Genomic DNA, 18,422 nt, shown 5'->3' on the forward strand with positions numbered 1-18,422 from the left:
ATCTTCAACTCGCTGCTGCAGATCCTGGAGGACGGTCGCCTGACCGACGCCCAGGGCCGGGTGGTGGACTTCAAGAACACCGTCATCATCATGACGACCAACCTCGGCACCCGGGACATCTCCAAGGCGGTGGGGCTGGGCTTCGCGAAGTCCAACGACGAGGAGAGCACCTACGAGCGGATGAAGGTCAAGGTGCAGGAGGAGCTCAAGCAGCACTTCCGGCCGGAGTTCCTCAACCGCGTCGACGACATCGTGGTCTTCCACCAGCTCACGCCCAAGGAGATCATCCAGATCGTGGACCTGATGCTCGCCCAGGTGGCCGAGCGGCTCAAGGACCGCGACATGGGCCTGGAGGTGTCTCCGGCGGCCAAGCAGGTGCTGGCCGACCGCGGGTACGACCCGGTGATGGGCGCCCGTCCGCTGCGCCGTACGATCCAGCGGGAGCTGGAGGACACGCTGTCGGAGAAGATCCTCTACGGCGAGCTGCGGCCCGGCCAGGTCGTCAAGATCGACATCGAGGGCGAGGGCGACGCCGCGAAGTTCACCTTCACCGGCGAAACCGCGCCCGCCGTCGCCGCGCCGACCACCGCCGCGTCGAACGGCTGATCCCGGCGTATGGCCGGCCAGCAGGCGTTCTGGATCGACGGCCGATCCGACCGGGAGCGCGTCCGCTACAGCGGCGTCAGCCACTACTCGGAGCGTGTGTGGGAGAACATCGGCGAGTTCGAGGGGGTGTGGGGTGACATCGCCCCGGTCGCGTTCGCGTGCGCGGCCTGGCGGATCGCCACCCCGCCCCTGACCTCGCCGGGGTTCGTGCGCTGGCACCGGCGGATCCTGTCCGCCTCCTGCGAGCGCAACACCTGGGACGGGTCGCTGACGGCGCGCGTCACGATCGTCTCTCCGCCGCCGGCCGCGCTGACGGTGTCGCGTGACTGGTGGCGCGACCGCGGCTGGCGGGACTGGCCGGAGATCTTCGGCCAGTTCGTCGAGCCCGCCGAGCAGGACCTCGCGAAGGTTCCCTATCTGCGTCCGACCCTGCTCGTGGACGCCCCGGTGCCGCTGGACGACCTGCCCGCCGCGCCGGACGGGCCCGCCCACGACCTGGCAGAGACGGCGCACCGCGCCCTCGCCGTCCTCGTACGGGAGCTGAACGACCTGCTCTCCCCGGTCGTCACCCAACTGGAGCAGGGCCTGCGCTGACCGGCACCGGCAGGCCGCCGCGTGCCGCCTGACCGGGAGGGGACAACCCTCACTTCACCCCTTGACAGTGGCCCTGCACGGCCTCAGTCTGTTGCGCATAGTGCTATGTGTTTCGTCTTGCACAACTAACGCACGCCGACTGATCGAGGGAAAGAGAGACATGGCGCACGAAGTCCGCGGGGTCGTCGCGAGGGGCAAGGGACAGCCGGTCAGCCTGGAGACCGTCGTCGTCCCCGACCCCGGCCCGGGTGAGGCACTCGTGGCGGTGCAGGCCTGCGGGGTGTGCCACACCGACCTGCACTACCGCGAGGGCGGCATCAACGACGACTTCCCGTTCCTCCTCGGGCACGAGGCGGCCGGTGTGGTCGAGGCCGTCGGCGAGGGGGTGACCGACGTCGCCCCCGGCGACTTCGTCATCCTCAACTGGCGCGCGGTCTGCGGCGCCTGCCGCGCCTGCCTGCGCGGACGCCCGCAGTACTGCTTCGCCACCCACAACGCCACCCAGAAGATGACGCTGGCCGACGGCACCCCGCTGTCCCCGGCGCTCGGGATCGGCGCGTTCGCCGACAAGACGCTCGTCGCGGCCGGCCAGTGCACCAAGGTCGACCCGAGCGCGTCGCCGGTCGCGGTCGGCCTGCTCGGCTGCGGGATCATGGCGGGGCTCGGCGCGGCCATCAACACCGGCGGGGTGACCCGCGGCGACTCGGTCGCCGTCATCGGCTGCGGCGGCGTGGGCGACGCGGCCGTCGCGGGCGCGCACCTGGCCGGCGCGACCACGATCATCGCGGTGGACGTGGACGACACCAAGCTCGAATGGGCCCGCCGTTTCGGCGCCACGCACACCGTGAACTCCCGCGAGACCGACGCGGTGGAGGCCGTCCGCGAGCTGACCGGCGGGTTCGGCGCCGACGTCGTGATCGAGGCGGTCGGGCGTCCGGAGACGTACAAGCAGGCCTTCTACGCCCGCGACCTGGCCGGGACCGTCGTGCTCGTCGGCGTGCCGACGCCGGAGATGACGCTGGAACTGCCGCTGCTCGACGTCTTCGGCCGCGGTGGCGCGCTCAAGTCCTCCTGGTATGGCGACTGCCTGCCCAGCCGCGACTTCCCCATGCTCGTGTCTCTCTACCAGCAGGGCAGGCTCGACCTGGACGCGTTCGTCACCGAGACGATCGCGATCGAGGACGTCGAGGCGGCCTTCGAGAAGATGCACCGCGGCGAGGTGCTGCGCTCCGTCGTGGTGCTCTGATCGCTCTCGACACCGGCCGGCTCTCCGGCGTGACCGGCTTCCCCTGACCATCTCAGATCCGCGACGCGCTACGCACGATCACTGTGCACGACCACCAGGAGCCCAAGTGAGCACCACGAGCCTGCCCCCCAGCCTGATGGCCACGCTGCCGGGCGAGCACTACACCGATCCCCAGGTCTTCGCGTTGGAGCAGAAGCACATCTTCGAGTCGATGTGGTTCTGCGCGGTCCGGGCCGCCGACCTGCCCAAGCCCGGGGCGTTCAAGACGGTCCAGGTCGGCACGGAGAGCATCCTGATCACGAGGGCGCGGGACAACTCCATCCGCGCGTTCTACAACGTCTGCCGCCACCGCGGCGCCCGGATCTGCACGGAGGACTCCGGCGAGGTCAAGCGGGCCTTCCAGTGCCCCTACCACGCCTGGACGTACGACCTGGAGGGCAAGCTCATCGCCGCCCCCAACCTCACCAAGATGCCTGACCTCGACCGGGTCGAATACGGCCTGGTCAACGTGGCGGTGCGGGAGTGGCTGGGCTACGTGTGGGTCTGCCTGGCAGACGAGCCGCCCTCGTTCGAGGACACGGTGCTCGGCGAGGTGCGCACGCGCCTCGGCGACGTGGCCTCCCTCGACAACTACGACGTCGCCAACCTGGCGCTCGGCCGCCGGATCGTGTACGACGTTAAGGCGAACTGGAAGCTCATCGTCGAGAACTTTATGGAGTGCTACCACTGCGCGACCATCCACCCCGAGCTGACCGAGGTGCTGCCGGAGTTCGCCGACGGCTACGCGGCGCAGTACTACGTGGGCCACGGCGCCCTGTTCGGCGAGGAGATCCAGGGGTTCACGGTCGACGGCTCCGAGGGGCTCGACCGCATCCCGACGATCAGCGAGGATCAGGACCGGCGCTACTACGCGATCACGATCAAGCCGCAGGTGTTCGTCAACATGGTGCCCGACCATGTGATCATCCACCGGATGTTCCCGCTGGCCGTCGACCGCACGGTGGTGGAGTGCGACTGGCTCTACCTGCCGGAGGTCGTGGCCTCGGGCAAGGACATCAGCCGGTCGGTGGAGCTGTTCCACCGGGTGAACGAGCAGGACTTCGACGCCTGCGAGCGCACCCAGCCCTCGATGAGCTCCCGCACGTACGCCAAGGGCGGCGTGCTGGTGCCGAGCGAGCACCACATCGGCCTGTTCCATGATTGGGTGCGTGGCAGGCTCGGCGAGTGAGTTCGGAGGAGATGCGGCGTGACACGTGAGGCCCCTCGGGAGGACGTCGGAGACGAACGTCTGGAGATCCGCCCGCCCAAGACCTGGGCGGGCGGGATCCCGGCGGTCGGCCACGCGCTCGGCACTGCGTACCGGCAGATGGGCGCGGGGCGGACGGTGCTGACCCTGCTGCGGGTCAACCAGAAGTCCGGCTTCGACTGCCCGGGATGCGCCTGGCCCGAGGGCGACGGCCACCGCAGTCCCGCCGAGTTCTGCGAGAACGGCGCGAAGGCGGTGGCCGAGGAGGCGACGGTCCGCAGGGTCACCCGCGGCTTCTTCGCCGAGCATCCGGTGGACGAGCTGGCCCGGCGCAGCGACTACTGGCTGGGCCAGCAGGGCCGGCTCACCGAGCCGATGTACAAGCCGGCGGGCTCGGACCACTACGAGCCGATCTCGTGGGAGGACGCCTTCGGCGTCGTCGCGCGCGAACTGCGCGCGCTCGGCCACCCCGGACAGGCCGTCTTCTACACCTCCGGCCGCACCTCCAACGAGGCCGCCTTCGCCTACCAGCTTCTCGTCCGCCGTTTCGGCACCAACAACCTGCCCGACTGCTCCAACATGTGCCACGAGTCGAGCGGCTCGGCGCTGACCGAGACGCTCGGCATCGGCAAGGGGACGGTGCTGCTGGAGGACCTGCACCGGGCCGACCTCGTCTTCGTGGTCGGCCAGAACCCCGGCACCAACCACCCGCGCATGCTCACCGCGCTGGAGCGCGCGAAGCGCAACGGGGCGCGGATCGTGGCGGTCAACCCGCTGCCGGAGGCGGGGCTGATGCGCTTTCGCAACCCGCAGCGGCCGTCCGGAGTCGTGGGCGGCGGCACGGCGCTGTCCGACCGGTTCCTGCAGATCCGCCTCGGCGGCGACCTGGCGCTGTTCCAGGCGCTGTCGCTGCTCCTGCTGGAGGCCGAGGACGCCGCGCCCGGCACGGTGGTGGACCGCGAGTTCGTCGAGGCGCACACGCACGGGTTCGACGCCTGGGCCGAGCACGTGCGCGGGCTCGACTGGACCGAGGTGCTGGAGGCGACCGGGCTGACCCGCGCCGAGATCGAGGAGACGGCCCGCGACGTGCTGGCCGCCCGCTCGGTCGTGGTCTGCTGGGCCATGGGCCTCACCCAGCACCGCAAGTCGGTCCCGACGATCAGGGAGGTCGTCAACTTCCTGCTGCTGCGCGGCAACGTGGGGCGGCCCGGCGCGGGCGTGTGTCCCGTACGCGGGCACTCCAACGTGCAGGGCGACCGGACGATGGGCATCTACGAGAAGCCCAAACCGGAGTTCCTCGACGCGTTGGAGAAGGAGTTCGGCTTCCCGCCGCCGCGCGAGCACGGCCACGACACCGTGGAGGCCATCCGCGCCATGCGCGACGGGGATGCCAGGGTGTTCTTCGCCATGGGCGGCAACTTCGTGTCCGCGACGCCGGACACCGCCGCGACGGAGGCGGCCCTGCGGCGCTGCCGGCTCACCGTGCAGGTGTCGACCAAGCTGAACCGGTCGCACGCCGTGTGCGGCGAGCAGGCGCTCATCCTGCCCGCGCTCGGCCGCACCGAGCGGGACGTCCAGGCCGGCGGCGAGCAGTTCGTCACGGTCGAGGACTCGATGGGCGCGGTGCACGCCTCGCGCGGTCGGCTGCGCCCGGCGTCGGACGCGCTGCTGTCCGAGGTGGCCATCGTGTGCCGGCTGGCCCGTGAGCTGTTCGGCGACGACCCGCACGTGCCGTGGGCCGAGTTCGAGGCCGGGTACGACGCGATCAGGGAGCGCATCGAGCGGGTGGTGCCCGGGTTCGGCGACTTCAACGCGAGAGTGCGCAGGCCGGGCGGCTTCCTGCTGCCGAACGCGCCGCGCGACGAGCGCCGCTTCCCCACGGCCACGGGAAAGGCGAACTTCACGGTCAACCCGCTGGAGGTGCTGCGCGTGCCCCCGGGCCGCCTCCTGCTGCAGACCGTGCGCAGCCACGACCAGTACAACACCACGATCTACGGGCTGAACGACCGCTACCGCGGCATCGCCAACGGGCGGCGGGTGGTGTTCGTCCACCCCGACGACCTGGCCGAGCGCGGTCTCGCCGACGGCGACATGCTCGACCTCATCAGCGAGTGGCCGGACGGTGAGCGCGTGGCCGAGGGGTTCCGGGCCGTCGCCTATCCGACGGCGCGGGGCTGCTGCGCGGCCTACTTCCCGGAGACCAACGTGCTGGTGCCCCTGGACTCGGTGGCGGAGACGTCCAACACGCCCACGTCCAAGAGCGTCGTCGTACGGCTGCGCCGTGCGGCGGAAAGCGCGGCCGAGGCGACGGCTAACCGCCCAGGCGGTGACTGATCTCCTCGGCTCCCTTGACGAGGGCGGGGGCCAGCGCGCGCATGCGGCTCTCGCTGAACCGGTAGGCGGGCCCTGACGCGCTGACCGCCGCCACGACCTCCCCGCCGAAGGAGCGGACGGGGGCGGCGAGCGCGTTCAGGCCCACCTCGAGCTCCTCCAGCGTCAGTGCGTAGCCGCGCTCGCGCACCTCCGCCAGCTCGCGCTCCAGGTCCTCCACCGAGGTCACCGTGTTCGGCGTGTAGCGCTGGAGGCCGGCGGCGCGCAGCAGGTCGTCGCGGCGCTGCCGGTCCACGTGTGCCAGCAGGACCTTGCCGCTCGACGTCGCGTGCAGGGGCGTGAGCTGACCCACCCAGTTGTAGGCGGTGACGGCGGAGGGGCCGCGCACCTGGTCGAGGTTGACCGCGTAGTGCGAACGCAGGACGGCGATGTTCACCGTCTCGCCGATCTCCTCCGCCAGGCGCTGGCAGACGGGCCTGCTCTGCTGGGTGACGTCCATCCGCATGGAGACGCTGCCGGCGAGGCGGACGAGCCCGAAGCCGAGGCGATACTTGCCTCGGTCCTCGGTCTGCTCCACGAGCCCGCGGGCCTCCAGGGCGCCCAGCAGGCGGAACGCGGTCGACTTGTGGACCTCGATCTCGGCGGCGATCTCGGTGACCCCGGCCTCCCCGCGGCCGGCGAGGATCTCCATGATGCTGATCGCCCGGTCCACGGACTGCACGCCGCCGCCGTTGGCCTCGGCCCTGGCGGCGGAAGCGTCGTTGCTCATAGCGGGACTGTAGCGCTTGACGCAACGCTGAGCTGGGGCGTCATGCGATTCCCAGGGAGATCCCACGTTCGCGTCGTACACCGAATAATCGGCCTCAAAGAGGCGACGTCAGCGGAAGACGACGGTGCGGTCGCCGTTGAGGAGCACGCGGTTCTCGCTGTGCCAGCGTACGGCCCTGGCCAGCACCTGCGCCTCCACGTCGCGGCCCACGGTGACGAGCTCGCCCGGGTCGAGCGAGTGGTCCACGCGCGCCACGTCCTGCTCGATGATCGGTCCCTCGTCGAGGTCGGCGGTGACGTAGTGCGCGGTCGCGCCGATCAGCTTGACGCCGCGCTCGTGCGCCTGGTGGTACGGCTTGGCGCCCTTGAACCCTGGCAGGAACGAGTGGTGGATGTTGATCGCCCGGCCCTCCAGGCGCTTGCACATGTCGTCGCTCAGGATCTGCATGTAGCGGGCGAGCACGACCAGATCGGTGTCGAACTCCTCGGCCAGCTCAAGGATCCGCTGCTCGGCCTCGGGCTTGGTGCCGGGCGTGACGGGCACGTGGTGGAACGGCACGCCGTAGAACTCGGCCAGCGGTTCGAGGTCTCGGTGGTTGGAGACGATCGCGGGGATCTCGACGTTCAGCGCGCCGACCCGCTGGCGGTAGAGCAGGTCGTTCACGCAGTGGCCGAACTTCGAGACGAGCACGAGGGTCCTCGTCGGCGTCACGGCGTCCTTGAGCTGCCAGGTCATGTGGAAGGAGTCGCCGACGTAGGAGAAGCCGCGGCGCAGCTCCTCGATGTCGCCGCGGCCCTCGGGCACCGCGAAGTGGACCCGCATGAAGAAGTGGCCGTTCGTCCGGTCGTTGAACTCCTGGCTCTGCAGGATGTCGCCCGCGTGCTGGACGAGGAAGCCGCTCACCGCGTAGACGATCCCCGGCCGGTCGACGCAGGAGAACGTGAGGACGAACTCGCGACCCGGGCGAGCGGACATGGAGCCTCCTGAGTGCGCCATACGCAACATGGTGACGTATACGCAACAGAGTGACCCGTCGGGTGGGACAGGTCAAGAGCTTGATGCGTAATCCGCGTAGAGTTGTGCCATGAGCAACGGGTCGGGTGACGGGGCGGCCGTACAGTCCGTCGACCGCGCGCTCACCATCCTGAAGTTGCTCGCCCGGGACGGCGAGCTCGGCGTCAGCGAGCTCGCGGCCAGCCTCGGCGTGCACAGGTCCACCGCGTTCCGCCTGGTGGCGACGCTGGAGAGCCACGATCTGGTCGAGCAGGACAGCGAGCGCGGCAGATATCGGCTCGGCGTGGGCATGGTCAGGCTCGCCGGGGCGACCAGTGCCCGGCTCGACCTGGTGCGCGAGAGCCGCGCCGTCACGCCGGCGCTCGCCCGAGCGGTGGGGGAGACCGTCAACGTGGCCGTCCTCGCCGATCGGGAGGCCCTGTACGTCGACCAGGTCGCCGGGCCGTCGGCGCTCCAGCTGCACCACTGGGTGGGCCAGCGGATCCCCCTGCACGCCACGTCGAACGGCAAGGTGCTGCTCGCGCACGCGCCCGCCGCGCTGTGCGAGGAGGTGATCGCGGCCGGGCTGCCCGTCCTCGCCGTCCGGACCGTCACCGATCCCGGCCGGCTGCGTGCGGAACTCGCCGAGGTGCGCCTCCGCGGGTACGCGACGGCGGTGGACGAACTGGAGGACGGCCTGAGCGCGGTCGCGGCGCCCGTCCTCGGCGCGGACGGTTCCGTCATCGCCTCGCTCAGCGCGTCAGGCCCCACCTTCCGGATGCCCGAAACGGCGATCGCCGCGGTAGCCGAGCAGGTCATGGCGGCAGCCCGAGAGGTATCTGCCCGAATGGGATGGTTTGGGGCGGGAGTGTAAAAAAGGCGAAGAAGCCTTGACTGTTCGCGAGTGCCGGGTCGATTCTGTTCCTCGATAAGCAAACAGGTGCGTAATACGCAACTACTGCGCGCTTGCTTTGTCGTGGCGACCGGAAGGCACTGCCTGTGGCAGACCTCTTCATCGGTGGCGCCTGGATCGACGCTGTCGCAGGCGAACGCCGTACGACCAGACGCCCGGCCCACTGCGCGGCCGAGGCGGGGATGCAGGCGGTCGCGGGCGCCCACGAGGACTCCACCCGGCCAGAACGGCCTGGACGAGTGCCGCGAGCGCGTCTGGCAGAACACCGATCCCCGTCCCCGGCACCGGTCCCGGCCGCGCGACGAGCCCCCAGACGAGCCCCCAGACGAGCGGCACGACGAGCGGCACGACGAGCGGCACGACAAGCGGCGTGACGAGCAGGGCGACGACCAAGGAGTGCGAGGTGTCATGACCGTACCCTCAGTGGCCGAGCAGGAGAGGCCGGCGACCGCGCCGGGCGGTGACAGACCCACGGTCCTCGACGTACGCGGCCTGTGGAAGGTCTTCGGGCAGCGGGCCGACCGCGTCGTCGGCACGCCGCTGGCCACGCTCGACCGTGCCGAGCTGAAACGGACGACCGGGTGCGTGGCCGCGGTGCGGGACGTCTCCTTCTCGGTGTGCCGGGGTGAGGTCTTCGTCGTCATGGGCCTGTCGGGTTCGGGCAAGTCGACGCTCGTACGCTGCCTGAACCGGCTGGTCGAGCCGACGGCGGGCGAGGTCCTGCTCGACGGTGAGGACGTGCTCGGCTACGCCGGCCGGCGGCTGCGCGAGCTGCGCCGTCACCGCTTCGGGATGGTGTTCCAGCACTTCGGCCTGCTGCCGCACCGGCGGGTCCTCGACAACGTGGCCTTCGGCCTGGAGATCAGGGGCGTGAAGAAGGCCGACCGCCTCGCCCGGGCGCGGGAGGTGCTCGAACTGGTGGGCCTCGCCGGGTTCGAGGGCTCCTACCCCGACCAGCTCTCCGGCGGCATGCAGCAGCGGGTCGGCCTGGCCCGGGCTCTCGCTGTGGACCCGGAGGTGCTGTTCTTCGACGAGCCGTTCTCCGCGCTCGACCCGCTGATCAGGCGCGAGATGCAGAACGAGGTCATCCGCCTGCACCACGAGGTGGGCAAGACCATGATCTTCATCACCCACGATCTCAGCGAGGCGCTCAAACTCGGCGACCGCATCCTCATCATGCGCGACGGCGAACTCGTGCAGACGGGCACACCGGACGAGGTGGTCGGCGCTCCGGCCGACGACTACGTGCGCGACTTCGTCAGCGACGTGCCCCGCTCCGACGTGCTCACGCTGCGCTGGATCATGCGGGACGCCGCCCCCGACGACCCTCTCGACGGGCCGGAGCTGAGCCCGGACACCGTCATCCGCGACGCGGCGCGCACCGTCCTGTCCGCCGGGCGCCCGGTCAAGGTGGTGGGCGACGGCGAACTGCTCGGCGTGGTCACCACGGCGGAGGTGCTCGAAGTCATCGCCGGCGACGGCGGGCAGAGCTGATGGTGGCGCTCAGCGCGCCGGTGACGCGCCGGTTCCCCGCCCGGTCGTACGTCACGGGCGCCGTGGTCGTCGCCTGGATCGTGCTGTGGGTGTTCCTGAACGGCCGCGACACCCTCCCGCTGGGCGGCGCGCAGCTCACGCCCCTGCACACCCGGCTCGGCGAGGCCGCCGACGCGATCGACGCGAACCGCGACAGCAACCCGCTGTTCCTGTACTTCGTCAACTACATCCGGCTCTTCCTCGACGCCGCGGTGACGTTCGTGCAGGCGCTGATCAGCCGGCCGTCCTTCGGGCGTCCCGTGCCGCTCGTCGGCTGGCTCGGGGTGACCGGCCTCGCCACCGCGATCGCCTACCTCTACGGCAACCGCAAGGTCGCCGTGCTGACGGCGGCCGGGTTCGCGTCGTTCGGCCTGCTCGGGCTGTGGGAGGAGAGCATGGACACGCTCGCCCTCACCCTGACGGCCGTCGCGCTGTCGCTCGCGGTCGGCATCCCCCTCGGCATCTGGGCCGGGCTCAGCGACCGGTTCAACCGGATCGTCACGCCGGTGCTGGACTTCATGCAGACCATGCCGACGTTCGTCTACCTGGCGCCGCTCACGCTCTTCTTCCTGATCGGGCCGGCCAGCGCCACCGTCGCGACGATGATCTACGCGATCCCGCCCGCGATCCGGCTCACCGCGCACGGCATCAGGCAGACCCCGCCGGCGACGCTGGAGGCCGCCGACTCCCTCGGCGTCACGGGCGGCCAGTCGCTGCGCAAGGTGCGGCTGCCGCTGGCCAAGCGGACGATCGTCGTCGGGATCAACCAGACCATCATGGCGGCCCTGTCCATGGCGACGATCGCCGCCCTGATCGACGCGCCCGGCCTCGGCAAGACCGTGCTCAAGGCGCTGCAGACGCTCGACGTGGGCACCGCGTTCAACGCCGGGCTGGCCATCGTGATCATGGCGATCGTGCTCGACCGGGTGACCTCGGCCGCCGGCCGCCGCGTGGAGACCGCCCATCGCACCGGGCGTTCGAGCCGGTCACTGCTGCGGCGGGTGGAGACCGCGGTGACCGTGGCCGTCGCCGCCGTGCTCGTCTACCTCTCCTACACCTACGTCTGGGCCGCGGAGTTCCCTGGCGACGCCGACCTCGGCTCGTACGTCCGGCGCGGCGCCGACGCCGCGAGCGGCTGGGCCCAGGACACGCTGGTCGCGTACACGAACGGGTTGAAGAACCTCATCACCTACGCCCTGCTCAACCCGTTCGAGGCGCTGCTCGGCGGGTCGCCGTGGTGGCTGGTCGCCCTGGTGGCGGCCGCCCTCGCGCTGCTGGTCGCGGGCGTGCGCGCGGCGCTCACCGCCGCGGTGGGCTGCGCGCTGCTCGTCGCGCTCGGCCTGTGGCACGACAGCATGGTCACGCTGGCCTCCACGCTGGTCGCGACCCTCCTCGTGATGGCACTCGGGGTGGTCCTCGGGGTGTGGATGGGGCGCAGCGACCGGGCCGACCGCGTGCTGCGGCCGGTGCTCGACGCCGGCCAGACCATGCCGGCGTTCGTCTACCTGGTGCCGATCCTCGGGCTGTTCGGCGCCACCCGGTTCACCGCCATCATCGCGGCCGTCGTGTTCGCCGCGCCGGTGTCGGTGAAGCTGGTCGCCGAGGGGGTGCGCGGGGTGCCGCAGACCGTCGTGGAGGCGGCCACCGCGGGCGGCGCCGGGACCTGGCAGCTCATCTCCAAGGTGCAGCTGCCCATGGCCCGCGCCGCGATCACGCTCGCGGCCAGCCAGGGCCTCGTCTACGTGCTGTCGATGGTCGTCGTCGGCGGCCTCGTCGGCGCGGGGGCGCTGGGCTACGACGTCGTCGCCGGTTTCTCCCAGTATCAGTTGCGCGGCAAGGGCCTGGCCGCCGGCCTCGCGATCGTCGTGCTCGGAATCATGCTCGACCGGATCATGCGGGCCGCCGCCGCGCGGGCCGGGAGTTCGCCGTCTTCCCGGTGAACCCGCACCACCCCTCAGGAGGACCATCGTGGCAGTGACAAGGAACTATGGGCCGCGCGCGCTCGCGCTCGTGGCCGGCGCAGGACTCCTGCTCTCCGGCTGCGGAGGCGCGAAGGTCGGGGAGACGCAGGCGGCGTCCGGGGGCAAGGGCGGCTGCGGCACCGTGAACCTGGCCGTCAACCCGTGGGTCGGCTACGAGGCCAACGCCGCCGTGATCGCGTACGTGGCGGAGAAGGACCTGGGGTGCACGGTCGTCAAGAAGGACCTCAAGGAGGAGGTCGCCTGGCAGGGCTTCGGCACCGGCGAGGTGGACGCCATCGTGGAGAACTGGGGCCACGACGACCTGAAGAAGAAGTACATCGACGGACAGAAGACCGCCGTGCCGGCGGGCGTGACCGGCAACAAGGGCGTCATCGGCTGGTTCGTGCCGCCGTGGATGGCGGAGAAGTACCCCGACATCACCGACTGGAAGAACCTCGACAAGTACGCCGGCCTGTTCAAGACCTCCGAGTCGGGCGGCAAGGGGCAGTTGCTCGACGGCGACCCCAGCTACGTCACCAACGACGAGGCGCTGGTCAAGAACCTCGGCCTGAACTACAAGGTGGTCTACGCGGGCAGCGAGGCCGCCCTCATCACGGCCTTCCGGCAGGCGGAGAAGCAGAAGACGCCGCTGCTCGGGTACTTCTACGATCCGCAGTGGTTCATGTCCGAGGTGAAGCTGGTCAAGGTGAACCTGCCGGAGTGGAAGGACGGCTGCGACGCGGACGCCGAGAAGGTGGCCTGCGACTACCCGGTCTACGACCTCGACAAGATCGTGAGCGAGAAGTTCGCCGACTCCGGCAGCCCGGCCTACCAGCTCGTCAAGAACTTCACCTGGACGAACGACGACCAGAACGTCGTGGCCAAGTACATCTCCGAGGACAAGATGTCCGCCGAGGACGCGGCAGCCAAATGGGTCAAGGACAACCCCGACAAGGTGAAGGCCTGGCTGCCGTCGCAGGGCTGAGCCCCGAGCCCCCGGCACCCCTTGTGCGGCTGATCCTCTCCGGGACCCTCCCCGCCCGGGAGAGGCGCCGTCGCCGGAGGTCCCGGCCGTGTCCGGGACCTCACCCCAGTGCCCGGCGCCGATCTTCCCCCTGATCGGCGCCGGGCACGGTTTTGTCCTGTTTTTGGTGCTTGACACCCGCAATACGACGCGTCACGCTTGTTGCGTTAAACGCATAACGTTGCGAATTACGCAACAATATATGCAACAACGGAGGTGGGAATGACGGGCCCGCGCGTCGTCATCATCGGAGCAGGCGTCGTCGGTGCGGCGCTCGCCGACGAACTGTCGGTCCGGGGCTGGACGGACGTCACCGTGGTCGATCAGGGCCCGGTGCCCGCGACCGGGGGCTCCTCCTCGCACGCCCCGGGACTGGTCTTCCAGATCAACGGGTCGAAGACCATGACCGAGATGGCGCGCTACACCGTCGAGAAGCTCTGCTCGCTCGACCTCGACGGCGAGCCCTGTTTCCTCCAGGTCGGCGGGCTCGAGGTCGCGACCACCCCGGAGCGGCTCGCCGAGCTGCACCGGCGGCACGGCTGGGCCACGTCCTGGGGCGTCGAGTCGCGCCTGCTCACCCCCGCCGAGTGCGCCGAGCACCACCCCCTGGTCGACCCCGGCGCCGTCCTCGGCGGCCTGCTCATCCCCACCGACGGCCTCGCCAAGGCCGTACGCGCGGTCGACGCCCAGCTGCGGCTGGCGCGGTCGCGTGGCGTGCGGGTGCTGGAGCGGCACGAGGTGCTCGACATCCGCACCGAGGACGGCCGGGTGGCGGGCGTGGTGACCGACCAGGGCGAGATCCCCGCGGACGTCGTGGTCTGCTGCGCCGGCATCTGGGGCCCGAAGGTCGCCGGGATGGTCGGCATGCCGCTGCCGCTGACCCCGCTCGCGCACCAGCTCGCCTGGACCGGCCAGGTGCCCGACCTCGCGGGGCGCGAGGAGGAGGCGACGCTGCCGATCCTGCGCCACCAGGACGCCGACCTCTACTACCGCCAGCGGTTCGACGGCATCGGCATCGGCTACTACGGCCACCGGCCGATGCCGGTCAGCCCCGAGGACCTGCTGTCCGTGGACGAGGCCGAGGTCATGCCGTCTGTCCTCACGTTCACGCCGGAGGACTTCGAGGACGCCTGGACCGAGACTCAGCGGCTGCTGCCCGGCACCCGCGCGGCGAAGATCGACGAGGGCATCAACGGACTGTTCTCCTTCACCCAGGACCACATGCCCCTCATGGGCGAGTCCCCCGAGGTGAAGGGCTTCTGGGTCGCCGAGGCGGTCTGGGTGACCCACTCCGCCGGCGTCGGCAAGGCGATGGCCGAATGGCTGGTCGACGGCCACTGCACTTCGTTTGATCTGCACGAGTGCGACGTCAACCGGTTCGAGCCGCACCAGCTCGCGCCCGAGTATGTGCTGGCCCGCGACTGTCAGAACTTCGTCGAGGTCTACGACATCATCCACCCGCTCCAGCCGATGGAGGAGCCGCGGCCGGTGCGCCTCAGCCCCTTCCACACCCGGCAGCGCGAGCTGGACGCCTTCTTCCTGGAGGCCGTCGGCTACGAGCGGCCGCAGTGGTACGGCGCCAACGCCCGCCTGCTTGAGGGCCGCGACATCCCCACGCCCAACGACTGGGCGGCGCGCTACTGGTCGCCGATCGTCGGCGCGGAGGCCCAGGCGTCCCGCGAGTCCGTCGCGCTGTACGACATGACCGCGCTGAAGCGGCTGGAGGTCGCGGGTCCCGGTGCCCTCGCCTTCCTCCAGCGGCTGACGACCGGCCAGATGGACAAGTCGGTCGGCTCGGTGACCTACTGCCTGCTGCTCGACGAGGACGGCGGCATCCGCAGCGACGTGACCGTCGCCCGGCTGGGCCGCGACGTCTTCCAGGTCGGCGCCAACGGCAACCTCGACCTCGACTGGTTCCACCGCCACCTGCCCGCGGACGGCTCGGTCATGGTCCGCGACATCACGGCCGGCACCTGCTGTCTCGGCGTCTGGGGCCCCCGCGCCCGCGACCTCGTCCAGCCGCTGACCGACGCCGACTTCTCCAACCAGGGCTTCCGCTACTTCCGGGCGAAGAAGGCGTACATCGGCACCGTGCCGGTCACCGCGCTGCGGCTGTCGTACATCGGCGAGCTGGGCTGGGAGCTCTACACCACCGCCGACCTGGGCGCCAAGCTGTGGGACACGCTCTGGGAGGCCGGGCAGCAGCACGGCATCCTCGCCGGTGGGCGCGGCGCCTTCGCGAGCCTGCGGCTGGAGAAGGGCTACCGGTCCTTCGGCACCGACATGACCTTCGAGCACGACCCGTACGAGGCCGGGCTCGGGTTCGCGGTGAAGACGGACAAGGGCGACTTCATCGGCCGCGAGGCGCTGGAGCGGCGCAAGGAGAACGTGCGCCGTCGCCTCACCTGCCTGACCGTCGACGACCCCACGCAGGTGGTCATGGGCAGGGAGCCGGTCTACGACGGCGACACGAGCGTCGGCTACGTCACCAGCGCGGCCTTCGGCTACACGATCGGCAAGGGCATCGCCTACGCCTGGCTGCCCGCCGAGCTCGCGACCCCGGGACGGACGCTGGAGATCGGCTACTTCGACCGGCGGGTGACCGCCGTGGTCGCCGAGGAGCCCCTGTTCGACCCCGCCATGGAACGGCTGCGCAGCTAGTGGCACCCGAAAGGACTGAAGAAGTGCACGAATCGGTGCTGAACGCGCCGCTCGCCGAAGCCGACCCGGAGGTCGCGGCGGCGATCGGCGCGGAGACGGAACGCCAGCGGTCCACGCTGGAGATGATCGCGTCGGAGAACTTCGCGCCCGTCTCGGTCATGCAGGCCCAGGGGTCGGTGCTGACGAACAAGTACGCCGAGGGCTACCCCGGCAGGCGCTACTACGGCGGCTGCGAGCACGTCGACGTGATCGAGCAGCTGGCGATCGACCGGGTGAAGGCGCTGTTCGGCGCGGAGGCCGCCAACGTGCAGCCCCACTCGGGGGCGCAGGCCAACGCGGCGGCCATGTCCGCGCTGCTGGAGCCGGGCGACACGATCCTCGGCCTCGACCTCGCGCACGGCGGCCACCTCACCCACGGCATGCGGATCAACTTCTCCGGCCGGCTCTACAACGTCGTTGCCTACCACGTCCGTGAGAGCGACAGCCTCATGGACATGGACGAGGTCGAGCGGCTCGCCCGCGAGCACCGGCCCAAACTGATCGTCGCGGGCTGGTCGGCCTACCCCCGCCATCTCGACTTCGCCGCCTTCCGGCGCATCGCCGACGAGGTCGGTGCCTACCTCATGGTCGACATGGCGCACTTCGCCGGGCTGGTCGCGGCGGGGCTGCACCCGTCGCCCGTCCCGCACGCGCACGTCGTCACCACGACCACCCACAAGACGCTCGGCGGGCCCAGGGGCGGCGTGATCCTGTCCACCGCGGACCTGGCCAAGAAGTTCAACTCGTCGGTGTTCCCGGGCCAGCAGGGCGGCCCGCTGGAGCACGTCATCGCGGCCAAGGCCGTCGCGTTCAAGATCGCGGCGGGGGAGTGGTTCCGCGACCGGCAGCGCCGCACGCTGGAGGGCGCGCGGATCCTCGCCGACCGGCTGCTCGCCCCCGACGCCGCCGAGGCGGGCGTACGGGTGCTGTCCGGCGGGACGGACGTCCACCTGGTGCTGGTGGACCTGCGCGAATCCGAGCTGGACGGCCGTCAGGCCGAGGACCGGCTCCACGAGGCCGGGATCACGGTCAACCGCAACGCGGTGCCGTTCGACCCGCGGCCTCCGATGGTCACCTCGGGGCTGCGGATCGGCACCCCGGCCCTGGCCACCCGCGGCTTCGCCCGCCCCGAGTTCGAGGAGGTCTCCGACGTGATCGCCCAGGTGCTGCGTCCCGGCGCGGACCTGACGGCGCTGCGCGCCCGGGTCGAGGCCCTCGCCGCCAAGCACCCGCTCTACCCGGGTCTCGGTGAGGGGCGATGAGCCCCCGTACGCCGGGCGCGGATCTGCCCGACCATCCCGACCGGCTTTGGCGATCGGCCGAGCCGAAGCGCGCGTACGACGTGGTCGTCGTCGGCGGCGGCGGCCACGGCCTGGCCACGGCCTACTACCTGGCCAAGAACCACGGGATCACCGACGTCGCGGTGCTGGAGCGCGGCTGGCTCGCGGGCGGCAACATGGCCCGCAACACCACGATCATCCGGTCGAACTACCTGTGGGACGAGAGCGCGGGCATCTACGAGCACGCGCTGAAGCTGTGGGAGGGGCTGGAGGAGGACCTCGGCTACCCGCTGCTGTTCAGCCAGCGCGGCGTGCTCAACCTCGCGCACAGCCTGCAGGACGTGCGTGACAGCGTGCGCCGGGTCAACGCCAACCGGCTCAACGGTGTGGACGCCGAGTGGCTGACGCCGGAGCAGGTCAAGGAGGTCTGCCCGATCGTCGACATCTCCCCGGACGTGCGTTATCCGGTGCTCGGCGGCACCTACCAGCCCCGGGCCGGCATCGCGAAGCACGACTACGTGGCGTGGGGCTACGCGAAGGCGGCGGCCGACCTCGGGGTCGACATGATCGAGCACTGCGAGGTGACCGGCCTCGACGTGCGCGACGGCCGGGTGACCGGCGTCCAGACCACCCGCGGCCCGATCGCGGCCAAGAAGGTCGCGCTCGCCGCCGCCGGGCACTCCTCGGTCGTCGCCGGGTACGCCGGGGTGTCGCTGCCGCTGCAGAGCCACCCGCTGCAGGCGCTGGTGTCGGAGCTGCTGGAGCCGGTGCACCCCACCGTGGTCATGTCCAACGCGGTCCACGTCTACGTGAGCCAGGCGCACAAGGGCGAGCTGGTCATGGGCGCGGGCATCGACGCCGCGAACTCCTACCGCCAGCGCGGCGCGTTCCACATCATCGAGCGGCAGATGTCGGCCGCGCTGGAGCTGTTCCCGGTCTTCGCGCGGGCGCACGTGCTGCGGACCTGGGGCGGCGTGGTGGACGTGACCCCCGACGCCTCGCCCGTCGTCGGTCTCACCCCCGTCGAGGACCTGTACGTCAACTGCGGCTGGGGCACCGGCGGGTTCAAGGCCACTCCGGGCGTCGGCTGGTGCTACGCCCACACCGTGGCCACCGGCGAGCCCCACCCGCTCAACGCGCCCTTCTCCCTCGACCGGTTCACCACCGGCAAGCTCGTCGACGAGCACGGCGCCGCCGCCGTCGCCCACTGATTGTCTCGGAGTGCC

The 18,422-nt window shown here is 70.8% G+C and carries 14 protein-coding genes; 12 read left to right on the forward strand and 2 right to left on the reverse strand.

Going from position 1 to position 18,422, the window contains the following annotated elements; translation table 11 throughout:
• The 5 genes from FLW16_RS28080 to FLW16_RS28100 form a co-directional block, all read left to right on the forward strand.
• The coding region (locus FLW16_RS28080) for an AAA family ATPase (RefSeq protein ID WP_142563143.1) at positions 1-606 on the forward strand (606 nt) is incomplete at its 5' end.
• A 9-nt stretch (positions 607-615) separates the two neighbouring features.
• Positions 616-1,200 (forward strand): hypothetical protein, encoded by a 585-nt coding sequence (locus FLW16_RS28085; RefSeq protein ID WP_142563144.1) that lies wholly within the window; start codon positions 616-618, stop codon positions 1,198-1,200.
• A gap of 160 nt (positions 1,201-1,360) precedes the next feature.
• Complete coding sequence (locus FLW16_RS28090) at positions 1,361-2,446, forward strand: S-(hydroxymethyl)mycothiol dehydrogenase (RefSeq protein ID WP_142563145.1); 1,086 nt, start codon at positions 1,361-1,363, stop codon at positions 2,444-2,446.
• Positions 2,447-2,582: 136 nt separating this feature from the next.
• Positions 2,583-3,674 (forward strand): aromatic ring-hydroxylating dioxygenase subunit alpha, encoded by a 1,092-nt coding sequence (locus FLW16_RS28095; protein ID WP_221891332.1) that lies wholly within the window; start codon positions 2,583-2,585, stop codon positions 3,672-3,674.
• Positions 3,675-3,692: 18 nt separating this feature from the next.
• Entirely contained in the window at positions 3,693-6,026 is a 2,334-nt protein-coding gene (locus tag FLW16_RS28100) for an FdhF/YdeP family oxidoreductase (RefSeq protein WP_142563147.1), read from the forward strand.
• On the opposite strand, the gene FLW16_RS28105 is transcribed toward FLW16_RS28100, so the two are convergent.
• Both FLW16_RS28105 and purU read right to left on the reverse strand, forming a co-directional pair.
• Positions 6,004-6,792: an IclR family transcriptional regulator gene (locus FLW16_RS28105; protein ID WP_221891325.1), complete on the reverse strand. Its 789-nt coding sequence runs from the start codon at positions 6,790-6,792 to the stop codon at positions 6,004-6,006. The genes FLW16_RS28100 and FLW16_RS28105 overlap by 23 nt on opposite strands.
• 108 nt (positions 6,793-6,900) lie before the next feature.
• Positions 6,901-7,767: a formyltetrahydrofolate deformylase gene (gene purU / locus FLW16_RS28110; RefSeq protein ID WP_142563148.1), complete on the reverse strand. Its 867-nt coding sequence runs from the start codon at positions 7,765-7,767 to the stop codon at positions 6,901-6,903.
• Between the two features lie 109 nt (positions 7,768-7,876).
• Here purU and FLW16_RS28115 point away from each other — a divergent pair, with 109 nt between their 5' ends.
• The 7 genes from FLW16_RS28115 to FLW16_RS28150 all read left to right on the forward strand — a co-directional run bounded on the left by FLW16_RS28115 (position 7,877) and on the right by FLW16_RS28150 (position 18,407).
• Positions 7,877-8,659, forward strand: coding sequence for an IclR family transcriptional regulator (locus tag FLW16_RS28115; protein ID WP_142563149.1), 783 nt, complete (start codon positions 7,877-7,879; stop codon positions 8,657-8,659).
• Positions 8,660-9,106: 447 nt separating this feature from the next.
• Positions 9,107-10,192, forward strand: a complete 1,086-nt coding sequence (locus FLW16_RS28125) for a glycine betaine/L-proline ABC transporter ATP-binding protein (protein WP_142563151.1) — start codon at positions 9,107-9,109, stop codon at positions 10,190-10,192.
• Positions 10,192-12,171, forward strand: coding sequence for a proline/glycine betaine ABC transporter permease (locus FLW16_RS28130; RefSeq protein ID WP_142563152.1), 1,980 nt, complete (start codon positions 10,192-10,194; stop codon positions 12,169-12,171). Before FLW16_RS28125 ends, FLW16_RS28130 begins: the two co-directional genes overlap by 1 nt.
• A gap of 34 nt (positions 12,172-12,205) precedes the next feature.
• On the forward strand, positions 12,206-13,177 hold the full coding sequence (locus tag FLW16_RS28135) for an ABC transporter substrate-binding protein (RefSeq protein ID WP_221891326.1): 972 nt from the start codon (positions 12,206-12,208) through the stop codon (positions 13,175-13,177).
• A gap of 261 nt (positions 13,178-13,438) precedes the next feature.
• The gene (locus tag FLW16_RS28140) at positions 13,439-15,877 is read left to right on the forward strand and encodes an FAD-dependent oxidoreductase (RefSeq protein ID WP_142563154.1); all 2,439 of its coding nucleotides are present in this window, start codon (positions 13,439-13,441) and stop codon (positions 15,875-15,877) included.
• Positions 15,878-15,900: 23 nt separating this feature from the next.
• Positions 15,901-17,178, forward strand: coding sequence for a serine hydroxymethyltransferase (gene glyA / locus FLW16_RS28145; RefSeq protein ID WP_142563155.1), 1,278 nt, complete (start codon positions 15,901-15,903; stop codon positions 17,176-17,178).
• Positions 17,175-18,407: a sarcosine oxidase subunit beta family protein gene (locus FLW16_RS28150; protein WP_142563156.1), complete on the forward strand. Its 1,233-nt coding sequence runs from the start codon at positions 17,175-17,177 to the stop codon at positions 18,405-18,407. The genes glyA and FLW16_RS28150 overlap by 4 nt, the downstream gene beginning before the upstream one ends.
• Positions 18,408-18,422: the final 15 nt, after the last annotated feature.

The organism is Microbispora sp. KK1-11 (assembly GCF_006874435.1).
In the GTDB taxonomy this organism is placed as follows: domain Bacteria; phylum Actinomycetota; class Actinomycetes; order Streptosporangiales; family Streptosporangiaceae; genus Microbispora; species Microbispora catharanthi.